Annotated in this window: 18 protein-coding genes; 11 read left to right on the forward strand and 7 right to left on the reverse strand. The window is 68.0% G+C overall.

Translation table 11 applies throughout. The features are described from left to right. Positions 1 to 249: 249 nt before the first annotated feature. Positions 250 to 969: a hypothetical protein gene (locus B0E52_RS03600; RefSeq protein WP_077481871.1), complete on the reverse strand. Its 720-nt coding sequence runs from the start codon at positions 967 to 969 to the stop codon at positions 250 to 252. Between the two features lie 222 nt (positions 970 to 1,191). Between B0E52_RS03600 and ribE the strand changes: the two genes are divergently transcribed. Genes ribE through B0E52_RS03615 form a run of 3 tightly spaced genes read left to right on the forward strand, consistent with a single transcriptional unit; the run spans position 1,192 to position 2,650 of the window. Next, positions 1,192 to 1,659: a 6,7-dimethyl-8-ribityllumazine synthase gene (gene ribE, locus B0E52_RS03605; RefSeq protein ID WP_305793687.1), complete on the forward strand. Its 468-nt coding sequence runs from the start codon at positions 1,192 to 1,194 to the stop codon at positions 1,657 to 1,659. Then, positions 1,659 to 2,105 carry a transcription antitermination factor NusB gene (gene nusB, locus B0E52_RS03610; RefSeq protein WP_077481875.1) on the forward strand — a complete coding sequence of 149 codons (447 nt, stop codon included), beginning with the start codon at positions 1,659 to 1,661 and terminating at the stop codon, positions 2,103 to 2,105. Before ribE ends, nusB begins: the two co-directional genes overlap by 1 nt. After that, positions 2,105 to 2,650, forward strand: a complete 546-nt coding sequence (locus B0E52_RS03615) for a GNAT family N-acetyltransferase (RefSeq protein ID WP_077481877.1) — start codon at positions 2,105 to 2,107, stop codon at positions 2,648 to 2,650. The genes nusB and B0E52_RS03615 overlap by 1 nt, the downstream gene beginning before the upstream one ends. A gap of 3 nt (positions 2,651 to 2,653) precedes the next feature. On the opposite strand, the gene B0E52_RS03620 is transcribed toward B0E52_RS03615, so the two are convergent. After that, positions 2,654 to 3,115, reverse strand: a complete 462-nt coding sequence (locus B0E52_RS03620; protein WP_077481879.1) for a nuclear transport factor 2 family protein — start codon at positions 3,113 to 3,115, stop codon at positions 2,654 to 2,656. Between the two features lie 132 nt (positions 3,116 to 3,247). Between B0E52_RS03620 and thiL the strand changes: the two genes are divergently transcribed. Beyond that, positions 3,248 to 4,210 (forward strand): thiamine-phosphate kinase, encoded by a 963-nt coding sequence (gene thiL / locus B0E52_RS03625; protein WP_077481881.1) that lies wholly within the window; start codon positions 3,248 to 3,250, stop codon positions 4,208 to 4,210. Positions 4,211 to 4,322: 112 nt separating this feature from the next. Further along, positions 4,323 to 4,832, forward strand: coding sequence for a phosphatidylglycerophosphatase A (locus tag B0E52_RS03630; protein ID WP_077481883.1), 510 nt, complete (start codon positions 4,323 to 4,325; stop codon positions 4,830 to 4,832). A gap of 61 nt (positions 4,833 to 4,893) precedes the next feature. On the opposite strand, the gene B0E52_RS03635 is transcribed toward B0E52_RS03630, so the two are convergent. After that, positions 4,894 to 6,375, reverse strand: coding sequence for an alpha-L-fucosidase (locus B0E52_RS03635; RefSeq protein WP_077481885.1), 1,482 nt, complete (start codon positions 6,373 to 6,375; stop codon positions 4,894 to 4,896). 228 nt (positions 6,376 to 6,603) lie between these two features. Between B0E52_RS03635 and B0E52_RS03640 the strand changes: the two genes are divergently transcribed. The 3 genes from B0E52_RS03640 to B0E52_RS03650 all read left to right on the forward strand — a co-directional run bounded on the left by B0E52_RS03640 (position 6,604) and on the right by B0E52_RS03650 (position 8,545). Then, entirely contained in the window at positions 6,604 to 7,572 is a 969-nt protein-coding gene (locus B0E52_RS03640) for an aldo/keto reductase (RefSeq protein WP_077481887.1), read from the forward strand. A 91-nt stretch (positions 7,573 to 7,663) separates the two neighbouring features. Then, positions 7,664 to 7,888 carry a hemin uptake protein HemP gene (locus tag B0E52_RS03645; RefSeq protein WP_077481889.1) on the forward strand — a complete coding sequence of 75 codons (225 nt, stop codon included), beginning with the start codon at positions 7,664 to 7,666 and terminating at the stop codon, positions 7,886 to 7,888. Between the two features lie 99 nt (positions 7,889 to 7,987). After that, on the forward strand, positions 7,988 to 8,545 hold the full coding sequence (locus tag B0E52_RS03650) for a hypothetical protein (protein ID WP_077481891.1): 558 nt from the start codon (positions 7,988 to 7,990) through the stop codon (positions 8,543 to 8,545). Here B0E52_RS03650 and B0E52_RS03655 read toward each other — a convergent pair. The 3 genes from B0E52_RS03655 to B0E52_RS03665 are packed head-to-tail and all read right to left on the reverse strand — an operon-like array spanning position 8,542 to position 13,072. Next, positions 8,542 to 10,626 (reverse strand): FAD-dependent oxidoreductase, encoded by a 2,085-nt coding sequence (locus tag B0E52_RS03655; RefSeq protein ID WP_077481893.1) that lies wholly within the window; start codon positions 10,624 to 10,626, stop codon positions 8,542 to 8,544. The genes B0E52_RS03650 and B0E52_RS03655 overlap by 4 nt on opposite strands. Beyond that, on the reverse strand, positions 10,623 to 12,005 hold the full coding sequence (locus tag B0E52_RS03660) for an amino acid permease (RefSeq protein WP_254426693.1): 1,383 nt from the start codon (positions 12,003 to 12,005) through the stop codon (positions 10,623 to 10,625). The genes B0E52_RS03655 and B0E52_RS03660 overlap by 4 nt, the downstream gene beginning before the upstream one ends. Further along, positions 12,002 to 13,072 carry an SRPBCC family protein gene (locus tag B0E52_RS03665; RefSeq protein WP_077481895.1) on the reverse strand — a complete coding sequence of 357 codons (1,071 nt, stop codon included), beginning with the start codon at positions 13,070 to 13,072 and terminating at the stop codon, positions 12,002 to 12,004. Before B0E52_RS03665 ends, B0E52_RS03660 begins: the two co-directional genes overlap by 4 nt. A gap of 291 nt (positions 13,073 to 13,363) precedes the next feature. Between B0E52_RS03665 and B0E52_RS03670 the strand changes: the two genes are divergently transcribed. From B0E52_RS03670 to B0E52_RS03680, 3 genes are all read left to right on the forward strand, one after another. Then, positions 13,364 to 15,382, forward strand: a complete 2,019-nt coding sequence (locus B0E52_RS03670; RefSeq protein ID WP_077481897.1) for a tetratricopeptide repeat-containing sulfotransferase family protein — start codon at positions 13,364 to 13,366, stop codon at positions 15,380 to 15,382. A 79-nt stretch (positions 15,383 to 15,461) separates the two neighbouring features. Continuing rightward, positions 15,462 to 17,969, forward strand: a complete 2,508-nt coding sequence (locus B0E52_RS03675) for a TonB-dependent receptor (RefSeq protein WP_174575536.1) — start codon at positions 15,462 to 15,464, stop codon at positions 17,967 to 17,969. Positions 17,970 to 18,359: 390 nt separating this feature from the next. Continuing rightward, positions 18,360 to 19,631 (forward strand): efflux RND transporter periplasmic adaptor subunit, encoded by a 1,272-nt coding sequence (locus tag B0E52_RS03680; protein ID WP_077481901.1) that lies wholly within the window; start codon positions 18,360 to 18,362, stop codon positions 19,629 to 19,631. A gap of 488 nt (positions 19,632 to 20,119) precedes the next feature. Here the strand turns inward: B0E52_RS03680 and B0E52_RS18505 are convergent. Next, positions 20,120 to 20,585 (reverse strand): hypothetical protein (locus B0E52_RS18505; RefSeq protein WP_168174118.1); only part of this gene is annotated, 466 nt, incomplete at its 5' end.

Raw genomic sequence — 20,585 nt, forward strand, 5'->3', positions numbered from 1 at the left:
CTGTTTGCGCTGGTCAACCTATGGATGGCGCGCGGGATACTGCTGCAACCGAGATAGGGTTGCTGCGTCCGCCGTGGCCTGAAAAGGCTGGCGGCGGCACGAAGAACATGGAATGGGGCTCGCGGGCGGGAGCATCTTGCCTGCCGCTGGCTCAAATACGCGCCGAGAGCATGAGGCGGTGATTGATCAGACCATCCCTAGAGAGGGTGTTTTTTAGCATGGTTCCGGAAAGTGCATCGCACCCTTTGTTCATCGATTGATGGGCTTGGGAAGTCTTGGCATCACCTGATGCAGCAATGCGGAAAACTCACCTGAAACGACAAGTTTTCCAGATCCTCCATTCATTCCATGCAGATGAACCACTTGGGTAAAGGCCAGGATGGCTAGCAGCATCGTGATCTGAATCTGCGCGCCTTGCGCCAACGCCCAAGGGTGGTGAGCTACGTACTCGTTCTGATAGCGCTGGAGCACGATGCGCCCCCCATGAACTGAGCCATGCAGGTCTTTCTTATCCAGTTTGATGGCGTCGGCGATCTGTTGGGCGAACTCCTCTGTACCTCCAAATTGCGTAACCAATTCGGCTGATACCCGATCCGCAAGGACGCCGAAAGCAATTTCCCTGGAACTGGAGATGGGCCTACGCGGCATCCGATCGTTCTCCAGAAAACCGTGAACCTCGTCATCGGTGGTTAATGCAGGTGAGCCAAAGAAGATGGCGCGTAGATAGCGCTCCAGTTGTGGGCGATACATTGCCTCGGCAGCGCTTCCGTATTGGACAGGATCGGTGGTGAGGAGGTGGGTTGCTGCAGCGGCGATATCGATTGACGACTTCAGGAGCGGGATTGCGACATGAATGCGAGCGCAGCTGTTCTCGAATACGTACGGGGTGATTTGCTCGGTGATCTTTTCGATGATCTCATTGGCACGGGCGGCATGCCGCTTCGTTTGCTCGATTTCAGCGTCCCACATGGCGCGATCCTAGAGAGTTTCGGGCTTTTGCCGTACATCAGATCTTGACTAAGGAGGTCTGTCTGACCAGCAAGATCAAGGGTCAATAAGCAATGCAGCGGCCTTTCTGACGCTCATGATGCGGGTCAGTCTGGCATCGAGCCATGCAGGCACCAAGCACCACCGCCCCCAAACCCGTAAAATACCCGCCTCGCACGGCCGCCCGGCCCGTCAAGGAACACACTGAGCATGAACACCATCGAAGGCGATTTCGCCACGCCCAAGGGCCGCTTCGCGATCGTGGCGAGCCGTTTCAACGGTTTTGTCGTGGAGCCGCTGGTGGCCGGGGCGCGTGACGCGCTGCTGCGCCATGGCGTGAAGGACGACGCCATCGACCTGGTGCGCGTGCCGGGTGCGTGGGAGATCGCGCTGGCCGCGCACAAGCTGGCGACGTCGGGCAAGTACGCTGCGGTGATCGCGCTGGGCGCGGTGATCCGCGGGGCCACCCCGCACTTCGACTACGTGGCCGGCGAATGCGCCAAGGGTCTGGCCAAGGCCGGTTTCGATTCCGGCGTGCCGGTGGCGTTCGGCGTGCTCACCACCGATTCCATCGAGCAGGCGGTCGAGCGTGCCGGCACCAAGGCCGGCAACAAGGGCGCCGACGCCGCAATGGCCGCGCTGGAGATGGTCAACCTGTACGGCCAGCTGTGATGCACCCACGTTCCGAAGGGATTGACCTCGCCGCGCGCTCGCGTGCCCGCCGCCGCGCGCTGCAGGCGCTGTACGCCTGGCAGCTGTCCGGCAGCCACATGAATGCGGTGATCGAGCAGTTCCGCCACGAGCAGGACATGGAAGTGGCCGACCTCGACTACTTCGAGGACTTGCTGCACGGCGTCGAGAAGAACGTCGATGCGCTCGATGCCTCCCTGCGCCCGTACCTCGATCGCGAAGTGGCCGAGGTCGACCCGATCGAGCGCGCCGCGCTGCGCCTCGCCGCGTATGAGCTGAAGCACCGCCCCGACGTGCCCTACCGCGTGGTGATCAACGAGGCGATCGAAGTCACCAAGCGCTTTGGCGCCGACCACGGCCACAGCTACGTCAATGGCGTGCTGGACAAGCTGGCCGCCGAACTGCGCGCGGTCGAGAAGCGCGGCTGATGGATGCCGGCGCCCGGACGGAAGGACGGGTGCCGGTGCTGGAAACCGCGCGCTTGCGCCTGCGGGCGCATCGCCCCGAGGACCATGCCGGTTGCACCGCGTTGTGGGCCGATCCGGACGTGGTGCGCTACATCGGTGGCCGCCCGTTCACCACCGAGGAAACCTGGCGCCGCATGCTGGCCTCGCGCGGACTGTGGAGCATGCTCGGCTACGGCTACTGGGCCGTCGAGGAAAAGGCCGGCGGCCACTACATCGGCGATGTCGGCTTTGGCGACTTCCGCCGCGAGATCGAGCCCTCGCTGGTGGGCATGCTGGAATTCGGTTGGGTGCTGTCGCCCGAGGCGCATGGCCGCGGCTATGCGAGCGAGGCGATCGCCGCGGCCACTGCCTGGGCCGACGCGCATCTGGCGGGCATGCGTGCGGTGTGCCTCATCGATGAACGCAACGCCGCCTCCATCCGCGTGGCCACGAAGGCCGGCTTTCGCGAATGGCAGCGCACCACCTATCACGGCGAACCCGCCCTGGTGTTCGCCCGCGGGGCGTGAGAGTCACTTCGCCGGGCAGTCACGGCTGTTGTCGGCGATGCCGGTGATCAGCCAGCGTCCGCCCACCCGCGCCAGGTTGAACACATCGGTGCCGCAGTGGTGCGGCTTGCCGTCGAGCAGGAAGACGTAGGGCGCCCACACCACCGCGATGTTGTCGTCCACGCGCACCTGCGGATCGCGGATGCGTTCCTCGATGCTGGCCTTGCCCGGCTTTACATGGTCGACGAAGTCGCCCAGCGTGAGCTGCACCGGTTTGCCCTGGCGCATCAGCGTGGCCATGCCTGTAGGCAACACCTGCGCGCGCATGCCGGCTTGGTCGTAGCGCGACATCGCCGCAAAGAAGGCCTGGACCGGCGTCAGCACGGTCGCGTCGCTGGTCGCAGATGCCGATGGCGCAGCCAGCACCGGCGCGGTGGCGAGCAGGGCGAGCGACAGAATGGCGGGGTGGAAGCGGACACGGCGCATGGCGGCAAGCTCCAACGGGAAAGTGGCGCCAGCCTCGCACGCGTGCAGCGCCCGTGCATGCGCCGCAGGTCACGGGCTTGCGCCGCGCCCGTGCGGATGCTCTGCTTTGGAACCGCTCCCCGCAGGACCGCCATGGAATTCCGCCTGATCGATCGCATCCGCGAACGCACCGCGCAAACGCGCGACGACGTGCGCCTGGGCATCGGCGACGACGCCGCGCTGCTGGCCGTGCCGGCGGGGCAGGAACTGGCGGTGGCGATCGACACCCTGGTCGAGGGCGTGCATTTCCCGGTGGGCACCGCGCCGGCCGACGTCGGCTGGAAGGCGCTGGCGGTGAACTTGTCCGATCTGGCCGCGATGGGCGCCACACCGGCGTGGGCGCTGCTGGCGCTGACCCTGCCGCGGCCCGATGCGGCCTTCATCGACGGCCTGGCCGACGGCTTCGCGCAGCTGGCGCGGCTGCACCGGCTGGCGCTGGTGGGAGGCGACACCACGCGCGGGCCGCTCACGCTCAGCGTGGCCGTACACGGCTTCGTGCCGCCGGGCCAGGCACTGACCCGTGCCGGCGCGCGCGCGGGCGACGCGGTGCTGGTCACCGGCACGCTGGGCGATGCGGCGGCGGGCCTGCGCTGCCTGCAACCGCACATGGACGTCCAGACGTCCTTGCGCGATGCGCTGGTCGAGCGCCTGAATCGTCCGGTGCCGCGCCTGGCGGCGGGACTGGCACTGCGTGGCCGCGCCAGCGCCTGCATCGACGTATCCGACGGACTGCTCGCCGACCTCGGCCATCTCTGCATTGCGAGCGGCGTGGGCGCGGAGATCGACGCGGCCCTGCTGCCGCGCTCGTCCGCACTACTGGGCCTGTTCGACGAGGCCGCCGCGCGCGACTTCGCGCTGGCCGGCGGCGACGACTACGAGCTGTGCTTCAGCGTGCCCGCCGCGCGCGTAGCCGAAGTGCAGGCCGACCTGGCGCGGCTGGGCTGCGGCGCCACGCGCATCGGTCGCATCGTGGCCGGCGATGGCGTACGGGTGCGCGATGCTGACGGCAGCCGGCTGGAACCGGGACGGCAAGGCTGGGATCATTTCTCGGCGTAGCGTGGATCGGTTGTAGGTCGGGCTTCAGCCCGACATCCCGCCAAGTCGGGCTGAAGCCCGACCTACGCCCGGCCCACCTGCACGTTTCGTTGCGCCATTGTTGGGACACCTCATGACTGCTTCCGCCGAACGCAAGACGCTCACCTCCGCGCAACGCCGTGCCCTGCTTGCCACGCCTGCCGGCTGGATCGCCTGCGGTTTCGGCTCGGGCCTCGCGCCGGTGGCGCAGGGCAGCTGCGGTTCGCTGGCGGCGATCCTGCCGTGGCTGCTGCTGCGCGAGCTGTCGCTGGCCGCGAACCTCGCGGTCATCGTGCTGGGCTTCCTGCTCGGCGTGTGGGCCTGCGAACGGGCCAGTCGTGCGCTGGGCGTGGACGATCACCGCGCGCTGGTGTGGGACGAATTCGTCGGCCTATGGATCGCGTTGCTGCCCGCGCTGCTGGCGCCGTGGTGGGCGGTGTTCGCGGGCTTCGCGCTGTTCCGCCTGTTCGACGTGTGGAAGCCGTGGCCGGTCCGCGTGTTCGACCGCCGCCTGCATGGTGGTCTGGGCGTGATGGTGGACGACGTGGTCGCCGGCGTGTTCGCCGCGGTGGTGCTGGCGATCGCGCTGCATTTCCTGCGTTGATTTTTGCTGCTCGCTGCTCCCATCTCCCTCCGGTAGAAGGGGAGAGATTCACCAGGCAACGCTATTTCTCATTGTGCCCTGGCCCGTAGCGGCGATCCGGGCCGCGGTAGGCCGCGACCTGCGCCAACCGCGGCGTGGCGTAGGCGAATTCCAGCAACAGGCGCAGCTTGCGCGTGCGCACGGGGTCGAAGCGCGCCAGCTTCCTGTGGCCGATGGTGGTGCCCCAGACCAGCGTTTGCCACGCGCCGTTGTTCCAGTATTCGACGCGGTAGTTGGCGATGCCCTGGCCATGGGCGACGGCTTCGCCCAGCGCCAGTGTGTCGAACGCGATGGCATCCGGCAGCTCGAATTCCAGCCAGCCGTTGCGCGCGGCCGACGCGGCGCTCCAGTGCGCGTCGGGGTTCGCGTCGAGCACGGCGTGCGCACTGCTGCCGCTGCTGGCGTGCACGCTGGCGCCTTGCAGCAGGTTGTTCGCGAACAGTTGCGTGCGTTGCGCGGTGAAGCCTCGCAGCGCGGCGATATCTTCCGGGTCGAACAGGCCGTCGCGATTCGGCGGCACGTTGAGCAGCAGTTTGCTGTTGCGGCCCACCGAGCTGAAGTACAGCTCCATCAGGTTGTCGGGCGAGCGCACCTGGTCGTTCTGCTCGGCGTGCCAGAACCAGCCGGGGCGGATCGACACGTCCGATTCGCCGGGGCGCCACGCGCCGCCGTGGGGATCGCCGTGGGCCAGCAGGTCGCCGACCCAAGGGCGGTCATAGCCGGGGTAGGGCACGCTGGCGGGGTCGACGCTGGACCAGCAGGTTTCGCCGGCCATGCCTTTCTCGTCGCCGATCCAGCGCACATCGGGGCCGGCGTCGGAGAACATGATGGCGTCCGGTTGCAGGCGGCGCACGGTGGCATGGATGCGCGGCCAGTCGTAGGCCTGCTTGCGGCCGTTAGGGCCTTCGCCGTTGGCACCGTCAAACCAGACCTCCACGATCTTGCCGTAGTTGCTGAGCAGCTCGGTGAGCTGGGCGATGTAGTAGTCGTTGTAGGCCTCGCCGCTGCCGTAGACCTTCGCGTTGCGGTCCCACGGCGACAGGTACACGCCGGCGCCCAGGCCTTCGGCGCGGCAGGCGTCGGTGAACTCGCGCACCACGTCGCCGTGGCCGTTCTTCCACGGGCTGGATGCCACCGAGTGCTTGGTGGTGGCGGTGGGCCACAGGCAGAAGCCGTCGTGGTGCTTGGCGGTGAGGATCATGCTGCGGAAGCCGGCCTGCTTCGCCGTGCGCGTCCATTGCCGCGCATCCAGCTTGCGCGGATTGAAGATCGAAGGCGACTCGGTGCCATCGCCCCATTCCTTGCCGGTGAAGGTGTTCACCGTGAGGTGCACGAACATCGCCAGCTCGTCGCGCTGCCAGCGCAACTGCTGCGGCGTGGGGCGCGGTCGCGGCCCTGCAGCGGCTGCCGTGGGCGCGGCGTCGGCATGGCCGACGCGGGTCAGGCCGAGTGCGCCCAGTGAGGCGGCGGTCGAGCCGGCGAGCAGGAAACGGCGACGATCCATGGAACGAGCCTCCGCGGTGGATGCCATGGCATCGGGACAATCACTATATTCAGATATGACACTGTTGTTCAAATATGATTCATGCGCCGTCGACGGCGACATGCTTGGATGGCATCGCTCGTGCGTGGCGGAGCGCGGGCTTGCATTGCTTCGTTGTGCCGACGCAGCATGCGGCGAGCGGGTCGTGCCACCGACGCTCCCGCGTCCCCGCTGTCAGGAGTGTCTGCCATGCAATACCGTCGCCTCGGCCGTGCCGGCCTGCCGCTTTCCGCACTCTCCTTCGGTGCCTGGGCCACGTTCGGCAAAAGCGTGGATCGCTCCATGGCGCGCGACCTGCTGGCGCTGGCCTGGGATCGGGGTGTGAATTTCTTCGACAACGCCGAGACCTACGGCAACGGCGTGGCCGAGTCGCTGATGGGCGACGTGCTGGCCGACCTGCGTTTCCCGCGCGACAGCTGGTGCGTGTCCAGCAAGGTGTATTTCGGCGCGCAGGAGCATCCGAAGCCGACCCAGCGCGGGCTGTCGCGCAAGCACGTGATCGAGGCCTGCCACCAGGCGCTCGCGCGGCTGCGGGTGGATTACCTCGACCTCTACTTCTGCCATCGCCCCGATCCCGATACGCCGGTTGCGGAAACCGTGGCGGCGATGGACCTGCTGGTGCGCCAGGGCAAAGTGCTGTACTGGGGCACCAGCGAATGGCCGGCAGACGCCATCGTCGAGGCGCATCGCGTGGCGAAGGAAAACCACCTCGCCGCGCCGACGATGGAGCAGCCGCAGTACAACCTGCTGCACCGCGAACGGGTCGAAGTGGAATACGCGCCGCTGTACGCGGAGTACGGCATGGGCACCACGATCTGGTCGCCACTGGCCTCGGGGCTGCTTTCCGGCAAATACGACGACGGCGTGCCGGCCGACTCGCGGCTGGCGCATCCGGACTACGCCTGGTTGCGTGAAAGCGTGCTGGGCGAACACGGCGAGCGGGTGGCGAAGGTGCGCCGGCTGCGGCCGATCGCCGACGAGCTGGGCTGCAGCACCGCGCAGCTGGCGATCGCCTGGTGCCTTGCCAATCCGCAGGTGTCCACCGTGATGCTGGGCGCGAGCCGGCGGGAACAACTGGAACACAACCTCGGTGCGCTCGATGTATTGCCGAAACTGGACGAGGCGGTGCGCCGGCGCATCGCGCAGGCGGTGGAATGACGTTGGCGACAGGGACCGGCTGTGGCGCCGATTGACAATTTAATGAGAATCATTATCATCAACTCCGCCTGAAGCCCATGCGGAGTCGTCCATGTCGATTGCCACCATACCGAGCCTGCCGACGGCCGCCAGCCGGCTGGTCCATCCGCTGCCGCGCCTCTCGCTGCAGCCCCGCGCCACCGAGGCCACGTCGGCGGTGCGCCGCATCAGCAGCCAGTCGCTGCTGGAGGGCGAGCGCGAACTGGTGATCCAGCACCAAGGCAGCGAGTACCACCTGCGGCTCACCCGCAACGACAAGTTGATCCTCACCAAGTAATGCCAGCGCCGGCCGTACGAACGGCTCGGCGCTTTCCTTGTCCATTGCCAGCACCGTGCCGCGCCGCACGAGCCAGCCGCCTGAGTGACGGAGACCGCGATGTTCGGCTGGCTGGCTCCCCATGTTGCCCACCTCTGTCCGCGCGCCGATGGCGTCGCGGTGTCCCGACACTGGCTGCGGATCACGCCACTGCAGCTGGCGCGTCATCTGCCTGCGGCGGGCTGCGTGTTGTACCTGCCGTGCGCGGCGAGGGTGGATGAAACGGTCCCCAGCCTGCTGGTGGGGCGCTGCGAGCTGGCGCCGTTGCTGCGCGTGCGCTGGCTGGTCGCCGCCAGTGCGATCGGCAGCGACGGTCCGCACGAGTGGCTGGAGTGCCGCGCCCGCGACGGCCGCCTGTGCGCGCGCCTGCACTTGCTGCCGGACAGCGACTACCTCGGCTGGGACGCCTTGCTGGCGGCGGGCGCGCCGGTGCCGGCTGCCTGCGCAACGCGGCCGGACGATGCGCGCATCGCGGCGGCGCGGCTGCTGGAATTCCGCTGCCGGCGAGTGGCCGGCATCGATCTGCTGGACGCGTCGCCCGCAGCGGACATTTCCACGCTGGGCGGCGGGATCGCCCGTGGCATCGCGCGGGTGGAGGGACTGGTTCTGGGTGACTAAGCGCGCGGACGCCGCAGATCGTCGGCATCTACCGTGTGGAAGTGCCGCTGGAATGCGACTTCGCCGCTGGCCGGTTCCTCCAGCTCGCGCGCGTAGCGGTGGCCGGCGTAGACCGCGTGCGCGATCAGGCCCGGCGCCTCGGCGTCGCCGATGCAGCGCAGCGTGCGGATGCCGGCATCGGCCCACTCCGTCTCGCGTCGTTGCAGTTCCCGGTACAGCGCGTCGTCGGGCAGGCGGGCGGTGACGGCGACCACGGCGTCGCAGGCCAGTTCGCGCTGCCGGTGGGTCCAGACGTCCTCGACGGTGAGCGTGCCGCCGGCGTAGCCGACGATGTCGTGCGAGACCAGCGCTTCGATGCCGAGTTCGGCCATCCGCTTGCGCACATGCCGGTAGTCCAGCGTGTTCAGCGTCCACGGCGCGAGGCTGTCCTCGGGCGTGAGGTGGATCACCTCGCAGCCGCGCCCGCGCAGCAGTTCGGCGGCGACGCTGGCGTGGTAGTAGCCGTCGTCGTCATACACCGCCACGCGACCCTCGGGCATACGACCGTCCATCAGGTCGTCCGGCGTGAATACCCGCGCGTTGTCGGCGAAGCCGGGGATGGCGAAACCGTGGCTGCGGCCGACGCCGTCGCGGCGCCAGTGGCAGCCGGTGGCCAGCACCACGTGTTCGGCGCCGAAGTCGAGCACGTCCTGCGCGGTGAGCGCCGAATCGAGATAGACGGCTATATTCGCGAGTTTGTTGATCTGGCCCGTGCGCCAGTCGCGCACCCGCGCCCATTCGGCCAGTCCGGGCAGGCGCGCTTCGCGGGTCACGCGCCCGCCCAGTTCCTTGCGTGCCTCGGCCAGGCTCACCGCGTAGCCGCGCTGGCCCAGCGCGCGCGCGGCCTCCAGCCCGGCCGGACCGGCACCTACCACCAGCACGCGGGCCGGCGTGCGGGCCGGCGCGATGCGCTCCGGGTGCCAGCCCTTGCGCCATTCCTCGCCCATGGTGGGGTTCTGCGTGCAGCGGATCGGCGAGATCGTCATGTCGCCGGAGACGCAGACGTTGCAGCCGATGCATTCGCGGATGTCGTCGACGCGGCCTTCCTCGATCTTGCGCGGCAGAAACGGATCGGCGATCGACGGGCGTGCGCAGCCGATCAGGTCCAGCACGCCGCGCCTGAGCTGCGACACCATGGTGTCGGGCGAGGTGAAGCGGCCCACGCCGACCACCGGTTTGCTGGTGGTCTGCTTCACGAAGGCGATGAACGGCTCCTGTGCGCCCTCGGCGGCAAAGCGCGAGGGCACCGAGTCGTTGTACCAGGCGGCGAGGTTCACGTCCCACAGATCCGGCAGCTCGGCCAGCATGCCCACGATGTCCTGTGCCTCGGCCAGCTCCACGCCGCCGGGGCCCAGCCCTTCCTCGACGGCGAAGCGCAGCGCCACCGCGCAGGTGTCGCCGACGGCTTCCTTCGTGTCCTGCAGTACCTCGCGCAGCAGGCGCACGCGGTTCTCCAGCGGGCCGCCGTATTCGTCGCTGCGCTGGTTGCGCCGGCGTTGCAGGAAATGCATCGCCAGCGACAGGTCGTGCGCCGCGTAGACGTAGACGATGTCCATGCCGGCGCGCTTGCCGCGGATCGCTGCCTCGCGGTGCCAGCGCCGGTACTCGCGGATGTCGTGCTTCGTCATCGCGCGCGCCTGGTGCGGGTAGCCGTACTTGGCGGGTTGCGCCGACGGCGCGATCAGCACCTCGCGCGAATACAGGTTCGAGGCGGTGGGGCCGTTGTGGGTCAGCTCCAGCGCGGCCAATGCGCCGTGCGCATGCACCTTGTCGCACATCAGCGCCAGCGCGGGGATGTCGCGGTCGTCCCACAGCCGCGCCTCGACGTAGGGCGTGAGGTCGCCGCTGGGGTGGATCTCGCATTCCTCGGTGGACACCACCGCCCAGCCGCCCGCGGCCTTCACCTCGCGCATCGACGCATGTGCCAGCGGCATCGCGTGGCCCATGCCGTTGCAGTGCGGCACCTGGAAGAAGCGGTTCTTCGCGGTGACCGGGCCGATCTTCAGCGGTTCGAACAGGAGGTCGTAGCGCGGATCCCTCATGGCGGCAGTACCTCGACGACGGGGGCGGCACGGCGCCGCAGGCGCATCAGCCCATACAGCGGCAGGCCCGCCGCGATCAGCCCCAGCGCGTACACGAACGGTTCGCGGCCGATGCCGACGAAGGCGAGCAGCACGAACAGCAGGCTGGCGCTGGCGACCAGCAGCACCCGCCACGTGGCGCAGCCGGCGCTGCGTCGCCGCCACAGCACCAGCAGCGCGAGCGAGCAGCACAGGTACAGCGGCAGGTTGGCGGCGGTCACCACGCGGGTGATGAAGGTGAAGGCCGCCACCAGTGACTTGCTGTAGCTCATCGCGATCATCGCCGCGGCGAGCGCGCCGGTGACCAGCAAAGCCACCGTGGGCGCGCCGTGGCGGTTGTTGCGCGCGAGCACCGCCGGCAGTACGCCGCGTTCGGCCATGGTCCGGGTCAGCTCGCCGGACAGCAGGGTCCAGCCGTTCAGCGCGCCCAGCCCGCTGACCACCACGAACAGCGCCAGCCAGCGGCCCGCGCCGGCGACGGCGTAACGGTCCATCAGCAACGCGAACGGCGCGTTCGCCTCGGCCAGTTCCTGCTGCCGGATCAGCAGCAGCGGCACGGCCGAGACGATGATGTAGACGGTCGCGGCCAGCACGGTGCCGGTCATGGTCGCGCGCGGGATCGTGCGCGCGGGATCGTCCACGCGCGCCGCCGGCAGGCTGGCCGACTCGATGCCGAGCATCGCGAACAGCGCGATGGTGGCGGCCGCCGTCACCCCGCCCAGGGTGATCGGCGTGGTCGGCGGATGCGCGGTGTAGTTCGCCGGCGCGGTGAGCAGCAGCCAGCCGCCGAGCAGGGCGATTGCCAGCATCGGCAGCAGCTTCAGCGCGGTGGTGACGATCTGCACGCCGCCGCCGGTGCGCACACCGAACAGGTTGATCGCCACGATCGCCACCAGCAGGCCCAACGCGAACGGCGCCGGCGGCAGCGCGCCCAGCGGCGGAAACACCACCACCATGTAGCCGACCACGCCGGTGGCGAGCGCGGCGTTGGTCAGCCACATCGACACCCAGTAGGCCCACAGCGCGAGATAGGCCGGCGGCTCGCCCAGCGTCTGGCGGATGTAGCCGTATGGCCCGCCCGCGGCGGGCAGTGCGTGAGCCAGGTGCGAGAACACCCGCGCCAGCGCCAGGCAGCCGGCCAGCACGATGACCCAGCCGATCAGCGCGTTGAAGCCGAACGGCGCCAGCGACGCCGGCAGCACGAAGATGCCCATGCCGATGACGTTGCCCACCACCAGCGCGGTGCAGGTCCAGAAGCCGATGCGCTGGCAGCCGTGCGCACTAGTCGTCGCTGCGGGTTCCGGTTCGGCGGGGGAGGGGCCGGCCGGGGGCAGGCTCACGCGGACTCCCCGGCAGGGCCGGCGTAGGCCGCGCGCAGCAGGTTCTGGAAATGCCAGACGCCGCCCTCGCGCTTCGGGTTCAAGCGGCCGGGCACGTAATGGCCGGAGGCCAGGCCCTTCTGCACCGCCTCGCAGATCGCGATGTCCTCGTGCTGCACCTCGTCGCTGAAATCCTGGTCGGCGGCGATGCGCGCCTGCGCGCCCTCGTCCTGCGCGTAGTAGTAGTCGAACACCACGCGGCAGCGACCCGGTCCCAGCGGCAGGATGCGGTTGGTCTGCAGGCGCCCCGGCATGATGTTGAGCATCACGTTGGGGTAGACGAAGTAGTAGTACGCCTGGCCCGTGCCGTAGATCGCGTCGCTGTCGCGCAGTGGCGAGGACTGCAGCGAATGCCACGCGAACAGCTCGGTGTCGTAGGCGCGGTAGTCGAGCACGCGGGACAGGCCGGGATGCACGTGCGGCAGGTGGTAGCCCTCGAGGAAGTTGTCGACGTAGACCTTCCAGTTGCAATCGATGTCGTAGACGTCGCGGCGCAGGTAGCGCATCGCCGCGAGGTCGATCGGCGCGATGCGCTCGGCGATGCCGCCGTAGACCTCGTCGAACGCCGGCACCTCCGGATCGATCGCCACGAACACCAGGCCCTGCCACTCGTGCACGCGCAGCGGCGGCAGGCGGATGTCCTCGACCTTGAAGTCGCAGGCGTCCTGCATCTCCGGCGCGCTGCGCAGCTGGCCTTCGAGCGTGTAGGTCCAGCCGTGGTACTTGCAGTGCAGGGCGCGGATGCCCTTGCCGTCGCACAGCGCCAGCGGCCCGGCGCGGTGGCGGCAGACGTTGGGGAAGGCGCGCAACACACCGTCCTGTCCGCGCACCAGCAATACCGGCACGCCGCCGACCTGCTCGACCACGTGGTCGCCCGGCTCGGCCAGTTGTCCCTGCTGGGCCACCAGCTGCCAGCTGCGCGCGAACACCGCGCGCTGCTCCATCGCCAGCATCGCCTCGCCGGCGTAGTAGCGCGCCGCCAAGGCGTGTGCGCGGTTGAGTTCCTCGACGCTGGTGTCGGCTGGCATGTAAGGATGCGCTCCCCCGGTTGGCATGGCGCGACGGGCCGTCGTCATCGCGAACATCCCTGTTCCGCGCGTTCGGGCAGTGTATGTCTGATCGCCGCCCGCTTGTCCATCGCCCCGGCATCATTCCTGCCTGCGCCAGCGTGCCCACTACCGGCCGACCGGATTCGGGTGCTAGATTGCCGTGAATCCCCGCGAGGAGCCGTCGCCAACCATGCCACGTGCCGTGCCCTTGCCGTGCCGTCCGGAATGCGACCCGCTCGGATCGGCGGCATCGTCACGGCGGGCCGGCGCATGACGGAGGCGGCCGTCACCGGCACGCTGGAACAGGCCATGGCCCGCGCCGCGCAACTGCTGGAGCGCGAGCCGGCGCTGGCGGTCGAACAGCTAGCCGAGATCCTGCAGGCGGCTCCAGGGCATCCGGCCGCACTGCGATTGCTGGCAGCGGCGCGCTCGCTGCAGGGGAACTTGTCCGGCGCACTCGCCATCCTCGTGCCGCTGGCACACGCCCGCCCGGACTGGGCCCTGGTCCAGCACGACCTGGGGTTGGCCCTGCAGCGCTGCGGGCGCGGGGTGGAGGCCATCGAGGCGTTGCGCCACGCGGTGTCGCTTCAGCCCGACCTGCCGCAAGCCTGGCGTGCGCTCGGCGACAGTCTGATGGAAGCGGGCGAGCCGGTGGCGGCCGACGCGGCCTATGTCAGCCACGTGCGCCATGCCACCCGCGACCCGCAGCTGATGGCGGCGGCCGTCGCGCTGGCCGAGAACCGCATCCCCGACGCCGAGGCGCGCTTGCGCGAGCAGCTGAAGCAGGCGCCCACCGACGTGGCGGCGATCCGCATGTTCGCCGAGGTCGCTGCCCGGCTGGGCCGCAACGAGGACGCCCTGCACCTGCTCGAACGTTGCCTGGAACTCGCCCCGGGCTTCCATGAGGCACGCCGGAACTACGCGCTGGTCCTGCATCGTGCCAACCGGCCGGAGCTGGCGCTGGCCGAGATCGCGCGCCTGCTGGCGGCCGATCCGGAGGATGCCGGCAGCCGCAACCTCAAGGCGGCGGTGCTGTGCCGCACGGGCGATTACGAGCAGGCGATCGGGATCTACGCCGCGCTGCTGGAGCGGCATCCGGACAATCCGAAACTGTGGGTGAGCCAGGGCCATGCGCTGAAGACCGCCGGGCACGCCGGGCGCGCGATCGCCGCGTACCGTCGCAGCCTGGCGCTCGAACCCTCGTTCGGCGAAGTCTGGTGGAGCCTGGCCAATCTCAAGACCTTCCGCTTCGGCGCCGACGAGCTGGCCGCGATGCGCGCACAGCTGGCCCGCAACGATCTGGGCGAGGACGATCGCCTGCACCTGGAGTTCGCCGTCGGCAAGGCGCTGGAAGATACCGGCGAGTACGAACCCTCGTTCCGCCACTACGCGCGCGGCAACGCGATCCGCCACGCACAGCTGGGCTACGACGCCGACGACACCAGCGCGCGCGTGCACCACATCCACACGCAGTACACGCGCGAGTTTTTCGCCGCGCGCGCCGGCGCCGGCAGCACTGCGCCGGACCCCATCTTCGTGGTCGGCCTGCCGCGCGCCGGCTCCACCCTGATCGAGCAGATCCTGTCCAGCCACAGCCGGGTCGAGGGCACGATGGAGCTGCCCGAGGTCACCTCGATCGCACGCCTGCTGCGCGGGCAGGGCGACGCCGACGGCGCGATGCCCTACCACGACGCACTGGCGGCGCTCGATGGCGACGCCCTGCGCGCGCTGGGCGAGCGCTACCTTGCGCACACCCGCATCCAGCGCAAGACCTCGGCGCCGCTGTTCATCGACAAGATGCCGAACAACTTCATGCACGTCGGCCTGATCCACCTGATGCTGCCGAACGCGAAGATCATCGACGCCCGCCGACATCCGCTGGCCTGCGGCTTCTCGGTGTTCAAGCAGCATTTCGCGCGCGGCCAGGGCTTCAGTTACGACCTCGCAGACATCGGCCGCTACTACCGCGACTACGTGGCGCTGATGGCGCATTTCGACGCCGTGCTGCCCGGGCGCGTCCACCGCGTGGTGTACGAGCGCATGGTCGAGGACACCGAGGGCGAGGTGCGCCGCCTGCTGGCCTACTGCGGCCTGCCGTTCGAGCCGGCCTGCCTGCGCTTCTTCGAGAACGCGCGGCCGGTGCGCACGGCCAGTTCGGAACAGGTGCGCCAGCCGATCTACCGCGAGGGGCTGGATCACTGGCGGCATTACGCGGCGTGGCTGGAGCCACTGGCAGCGGCGCTGGGGCCGGTGCTGGAGAGTTATCCGGCCGAGCCGGGAGGGGTGTAGGAGTTCGATACCGATCGATGATCGTGGACTTGCCTGGGGAGGGTGTATGCGCACGAATAGATTGAAACGGATCACGGGAATGCCGCGGGCCGGATTGGCCCGGCTGCCGCTGGCGGCGGCGATCTGCCTGGCCATCGCCGCACCGGCGCTGGCGCAGGACGCGGGACAGACGGCGACGTCCACCGCGGCGCCGGCGACGAAGCCGAAGACCACTACGCTGGGCGTGGTGAACGTGACCGCACAGAAGCGCGTGGAGAACCTGCAGAAGGTGCCGATCAGCATCAACGTGCTGGAAAACGACCAGCTCGAGGCGCTGCATGTGCAGAATTTCAACGACTACGTGAAGTACCTGCCCAGCGTCACCTTCCAGCAGGGCGGCGGCGGCATCGCCACCGGGCCGGGATTCGCCACCATCTACATGCGCGGCGTCGCCAGCGGCGGCAACACCAACCATTCCGGCTCGCAGCCCAGCGTGGGCGTGTACCTGGACGACCAGCCGGTCACCACGATCCAGGGCCCGCTCGACATCCACATGTACGACATCGCCCGCATCGAGGTGCTGGCCGGGCCGCAGGGTTCGCTGTACGGTGCCAGCGCCGAGGCAGGCGCGCTGCGCATCATCACCAACAAGCCGGACCCCAGCCGTTTCGCGGCGAGCTACCAGCTTGGCGTCGACAAGGTGGCGCATGGCGGCGTGGGCTACACCGGCGACGCCATGCTCAACATCCCGCTCAGCCCGGCCGCAGCCGTGCGCATCGTGGGCTGGCGCGAGCACGACGCCGGCTACATCGACAACCAGGCCGGCACGCGCACGTTCCCGGTGTCCGGCATCACCATCAGCAATGCCGACGACTGCACGCCGGGCCCGATGCTGGAATGCCACGGGCATGCCCGCAAGCACTACAACGACGCCAACACCAACGGCGCCCGCGCCGCGCTGAAGGTCGATCTCAATGACGACTGGTCGATCAGCCCGACCCTCATGGGGCAGCAGACGATCTCGCACGGCAGCTTCGCCAGCGATCCCGCCGTGGGGGACCTGGCAGTCACCCACTTCTATCCCGAGCGCGTCGACGACCGCTGGTGGCAGGGCGCGCTGACTGTGCAGGGCAAGATCGGGAACTTCGACCTCACCTACAACTACTCGCACCTCAAGCGCAACCAGGAAGAGCAGACCGACTACAACGACTACTCGTTCTGGTACGACACCCTGCTTTCCTACGGTGCCTACATCCACGACAACAGCGGCGCGCTGATCAACCCATCCGAGTACATCAGCGACCGCGATCACTACAGCAATACCAGCCATGAGTTGCGCATCGTCTCGCCCAGCGACGACCGCCTGCGGCTGGTCGCCGGCGTGTTCTGGCAGAAGCAGAAGCACGACATCATGCAGGACTACCAGATCGGCAACCTGGCCACCGACCTGTCGGTCGCCGGCTGGCCCAACACGATCTGGCTGACCCGGCAGATGCGCTACGACTACGACAAGGCCGTGTTCGGCGAACTGTCCTACGACATCATTCCCGACACGCTCACCGCCACGGTGGGCGGGCGCTACTTCCGCAGCGAGAACCAGCTGTACGGCTTCTACGGTTTCAGCAAGGGCTTTTCGCCGAACTCGAGCTACGGCGAAGCTGGCTGCATCTCGAACCAGCCGTTCCTCGGCGCCCCATGCCTGGACTTCAACAAGCAGGTGAAGCAAAGCGGCTCGCTGGGCAAGTTCAACCTCACCTGGAACATCTCGCCCACCGCGATGATCTACGCCACCCGCTCCGAAGGCTACCGCCCGGGCGGCGTCAACCGCGCCGGCAATTTGCCACCCTATCAGGCGGATTACCTGACCAACCTGGAACTGGGCTGGAAGACCTCCTGGTTCGGCAACCGGCTGTCGTTCAACGGCGCAGTGTTCCGCGAGAACTGGAACGACTTCCAGTTCAACATCCTCGGTCCGAACGGGCTCACCATCATCAAGAACGCGAACTCCGCGCGCATCAACGGCCTGGAGTCGCAGCTGGTCTGGCAAGCCACCTACAACCTCAACCTCAGCGCGGGCGTCGCGTTCTACGACGCCAAGCTGACCGCCAACTACTGCGGGTTCACCGGGGCGAACGGCAGCCCGGTCACCTATTGCCCGGCGGGCACGATCAATCCGCAGACGGGCTCGGCGGTAAGCGGGCCGCAGGCGCCGAAGGGTACCCAGCTGCCGATCACGCCGCGTTTCAAGGGCAACCTGGTGGCGCGCTACAGCTTCGACATGGGCGAAAACGAGGGCTTCGTGCAGGCGGCGCTGGTGCATGTGGGCCGGCGTACCACCGACCTGCGTCTCGAGGAGCGCAGCCTGCTCGGCGACCTGCCCGCGTACAACTCGGTCGATCTGTCCGCAGGTTTCAGCAAGGGCAGCTGGACGCTGGACGCCTACGTCGACAACGCGTTCGACGAGCGTGCCGTGCTGTACAAGTTCACCGAGTGCGGGGTGACGATCTGCGGCGCGCACGGCGTGGTGCCGCAGTATCCGAACGGGCAGGTCTACACCGGTGTCAGCCAGCCGCGCACGTTCGGCATCCGCTTCAAGCAGGATTTCTGACCGGCGACCGCAGGTCGCCGGTCAGCGCGAGCCACGGATGGCTTGCACGTCGGCCAAGCGCTTGCGCTTGGCCGACGGAGCTGCACCCGAACTGTGTTCGGGTGCAGCGAGTCCGGAAAGTGCAGGACAGCGCTTTCCGGACATCAGGCAAGCGGCTGTTGCCCTGATCCACCGCAACCCCGAACCCCGTCCCGGCACCCGCCGGGGTTTTCATGTGCGCCCCGGTCGCCGTCCTGTCCGTTGTCCGCGCAGTGTCCGCGGACACCAGGTTTCCGTAACGCGACGATTGCAAGCTACAGAAATACATGGTGTTTTTCCGGAGCCTCGCCTTGGCACGCGGATTGCTGAGCAAAGGGCAGGGCCGCACTGTCCGCGGCCGGGGAACGCTCGATGATCCGCGACACTTCCGCTCAAGACCGCCTGGTCGAAGCCAAACCCAACCGCAAGCGCCGCCTGATGTTCATCGGCGGCGGCGTGGCGCTGCTGGTGGTGCTGGCGATTGCCATGCCCGGCATCCTCCGCCTGTTCTCCGCCGACGCCTCGGTGAGCGCGTCGCGGCTTGCCTTCGCCACCGTCGAGCGCGGACCGTTCGTGCGCGACATCGCCGCCGAGGGCAAGGTGGTGGCGGCGAACAGCCCCACGCTCTACGCCACCTACGGCGGCGCGGCGGTGCTCAAGGTGCGCGCTGGCGACGCGGTGAAGAAGGGCCAGGTGCTGGCGGTGATCGACAGCCCCGAGTTGCGCAACAAGCTGGCGCAGGAGCAGTCCAAGGCCGACGCGATGAAGGTGGATTACCTGCAGGCGCAGGTGGATGCGCGCACCAAGCGCGGCGCGCTGCAGAAGGCCTACGACGACGCGCAGATCGACGCCAAGAGCGCCGCCAACAACCTCGACCGCGAGCAGAAGGCCTACGCCGCCGGCGCCTCCACCGGGGTCGCGGTCGACAAGGCCAAGGACGACCTGGAGAAGGCGAAGATCACCCTGGCGCACGCCCAGGCCGATCTCGGCATGAGCAACGACAGCCTGAACTTCAATATCCAGGCGAAGAAGCTGGCGCACGACAACCAGATGCTGGTGGTGCAGGACCTGCAGCGCCAGGTGGACGACCTCAACGTGAAGTCGCCGGTGGACGGCCAGGTCGGCCAGCTGTTCATCGCGCCGGTGGCCACCGTGGCCAAGGACGCCCAACTGCTCAGCGTGATCGACCTCACCGCGCTGGAAGTGGAAGTGAAGGTGCCCGAGAGCTTCGCCCGCGACCTCGCGATCGGCATGACCGGCGAGATCAGCGGCAACGGCAACACCTGGAAGGGCCTGGTCAGCGCGATCTCGCCCGAAGTGGTGAACGGCGAAGTGGCTGCCCGGGTGCGCTTCGAGGGGAGCACGCCGAAGCAGCTGCGCCAGAACCAGCGCCTGTCCGTGCGCATCCTGCTCGACAAGCGCGACAACGTGCTCACCGTGCAGCGCGGCTCCTTCGTCGACGAATCCGGCGGCAGCTACGCCTACGTGGTCAAGGACGGCATCGCCACCAAGACGCCGATCCGCGTGGGTGTCTCCAGCATCGACAAGGTGGAGATCCTGCAGGGCCTGAAGGAAGGCGACCAGATCGTGATCTCCGGTACCGACAGCTTCAAGGGCGCGCAACGCGTGGCGATCGCAAGGTAAGCGCAAGACTCCCTCCCCTGCATGCAGGGGAGGGCTGGGGTGGGGTGCCCTTGTCCACCTTGTCGCAAGCGACAAAGCGTTTTCGAGCGCCTGCCGGCGCCCGAGTTACTTTTCTCTTGCGTGGCCAAGAGAAAAGTAACCCAAAGAGAAGGCCACCCCGATGGCGCGCCCTCCGGGCCTCCTGCCCTGCGGGTGCGCGGACGGGTTACGGGGTTTTTCGACGGCACGTCCCTGTACCGGCGAAAAACTGGCCGGCTTCCTGCCGGCCATCCTTCGGACTTTCCTCCACCCGTCCGCCGCGCCATAGGGGCCCCGGGCAGAGCAGCGCGCTCCCGGCGTGCACCCGGACGCAGCCGCTGCGCGGCTGCGAGAGCGCCACGCGTCGAGTTTTGATTGGGGTCGTCGGACGGTGCGCGAAATGCGTTGGTTGGGATTAACGCTGGAATTAAGCGGCGGCGTAGCCGTCCGCTTGGATGACTGGTTAGAACTCAAGCTGCGTAAATTCGGCTATACCCAGCCGGTGTTAAAAAGTGGCCTCCATCCCGCTCTTCAAGGGTGCCATCGTTAACTAAGCCTGCTGCTGCCTTCTCGATGGCTCGCTTCTTAGGTGGACTGTATTTCATAGCGTATTGAGCAAAAAACGACCGTATAGCAAGGGCATGCCCGGCTCGCGCGTTACTGGACCTAAAAAATTCCAACATGTCTGCCTTTACCTCATCGATTGCCTGCGATTCGCCACCAGGGTAGATGCGGTAGAGCCCCTTCTCAGTTAGAAAGAAGCCGGAATTGCGCTTCTCTAGAAAACCCTCGGCAACGAGCGACTCTAACAGGCTGTTGAGAAACCTCCGCGCGCCGCCGCGGTCATAGACGTTCTCAATCACTGACCGCCCGATCCGATGCGCAGCCCCGACGTCCAGCAGCTTGGCATGTTCTCGTATGTATCGGTCGAAGACC

This window comes from Rhodanobacter sp. C06 (genome assembly GCF_002001105.1).
Lineage (GTDB): Bacteria > Pseudomonadota > Gammaproteobacteria > Xanthomonadales > Rhodanobacteraceae > Rhodanobacter_A.

Excerpts from the sequence above, each read along its gene's own strand:
- B0E52_RS03600 (WP_077481871.1), bottom strand. The coding sequence starts at position 969 with ATGTGGGACGCTGAAATCGAGCAAACGAAGCGGCATGCCGCCCGTGCC.
- nusB (WP_077481875.1), top strand. The coding sequence starts at position 1,659 with ATGCACCCACGTTCCGAAGGGATTGACCTCGCCGCGCGCTCGCGTGCC.
- B0E52_RS03615 (WP_077481877.1), top strand. The coding sequence starts at position 2,105 with ATGGATGCCGGCGCCCGGACGGAAGGACGGGTGCCGGTGCTGGAAACC.
- B0E52_RS03620 (WP_077481879.1), bottom strand. The coding sequence starts at position 3,115 with ATGCGCCGTGTCCGCTTCCACCCCGCCATTCTGTCGCTCGCCCTGCTC.
- thiL (WP_077481881.1), top strand. The coding sequence starts at position 3,248 with ATGGAATTCCGCCTGATCGATCGCATCCGCGAACGCACCGCGCAAACG.
- B0E52_RS03630 (WP_077481883.1), top strand. The coding sequence starts at position 4,323 with ATGACTGCTTCCGCCGAACGCAAGACGCTCACCTCCGCGCAACGCCGT.
- B0E52_RS03635 (WP_077481885.1), bottom strand. The coding sequence starts at position 6,375 with ATGGATCGTCGCCGTTTCCTGCTCGCCGGCTCGACCGCCGCCTCACTG.
- B0E52_RS03640 (WP_077481887.1), top strand. The coding sequence starts at position 6,604 with ATGCAATACCGTCGCCTCGGCCGTGCCGGCCTGCCGCTTTCCGCACTC.
- B0E52_RS03645 (WP_077481889.1), top strand. The coding sequence starts at position 7,664 with ATGTCGATTGCCACCATACCGAGCCTGCCGACGGCCGCCAGCCGGCTG.
- B0E52_RS03650 (WP_077481891.1), top strand. The coding sequence starts at position 7,988 with ATGTTCGGCTGGCTGGCTCCCCATGTTGCCCACCTCTGTCCGCGCGCC.
- B0E52_RS03655 (WP_077481893.1), bottom strand. The coding sequence starts at position 10,626 with ATGAGGGATCCGCGCTACGACCTCCTGTTCGAACCGCTGAAGATCGGC.
- B0E52_RS03665 (WP_077481895.1), bottom strand. The coding sequence starts at position 13,072 with ATGCCAGCCGACACCAGCGTCGAGGAACTCAACCGCGCACACGCCTTG.
- B0E52_RS03670 (WP_077481897.1), top strand. The coding sequence starts at position 13,364 with ATGACGGAGGCGGCCGTCACCGGCACGCTGGAACAGGCCATGGCCCGC.
- B0E52_RS03675 (WP_174575536.1), top strand. The coding sequence starts at position 15,462 with ATGCCGCGGGCCGGATTGGCCCGGCTGCCGCTGGCGGCGGCGATCTGC.
- B0E52_RS03680 (WP_077481901.1), top strand. The coding sequence starts at position 18,360 with ATGATCCGCGACACTTCCGCTCAAGACCGCCTGGTCGAAGCCAAACCC.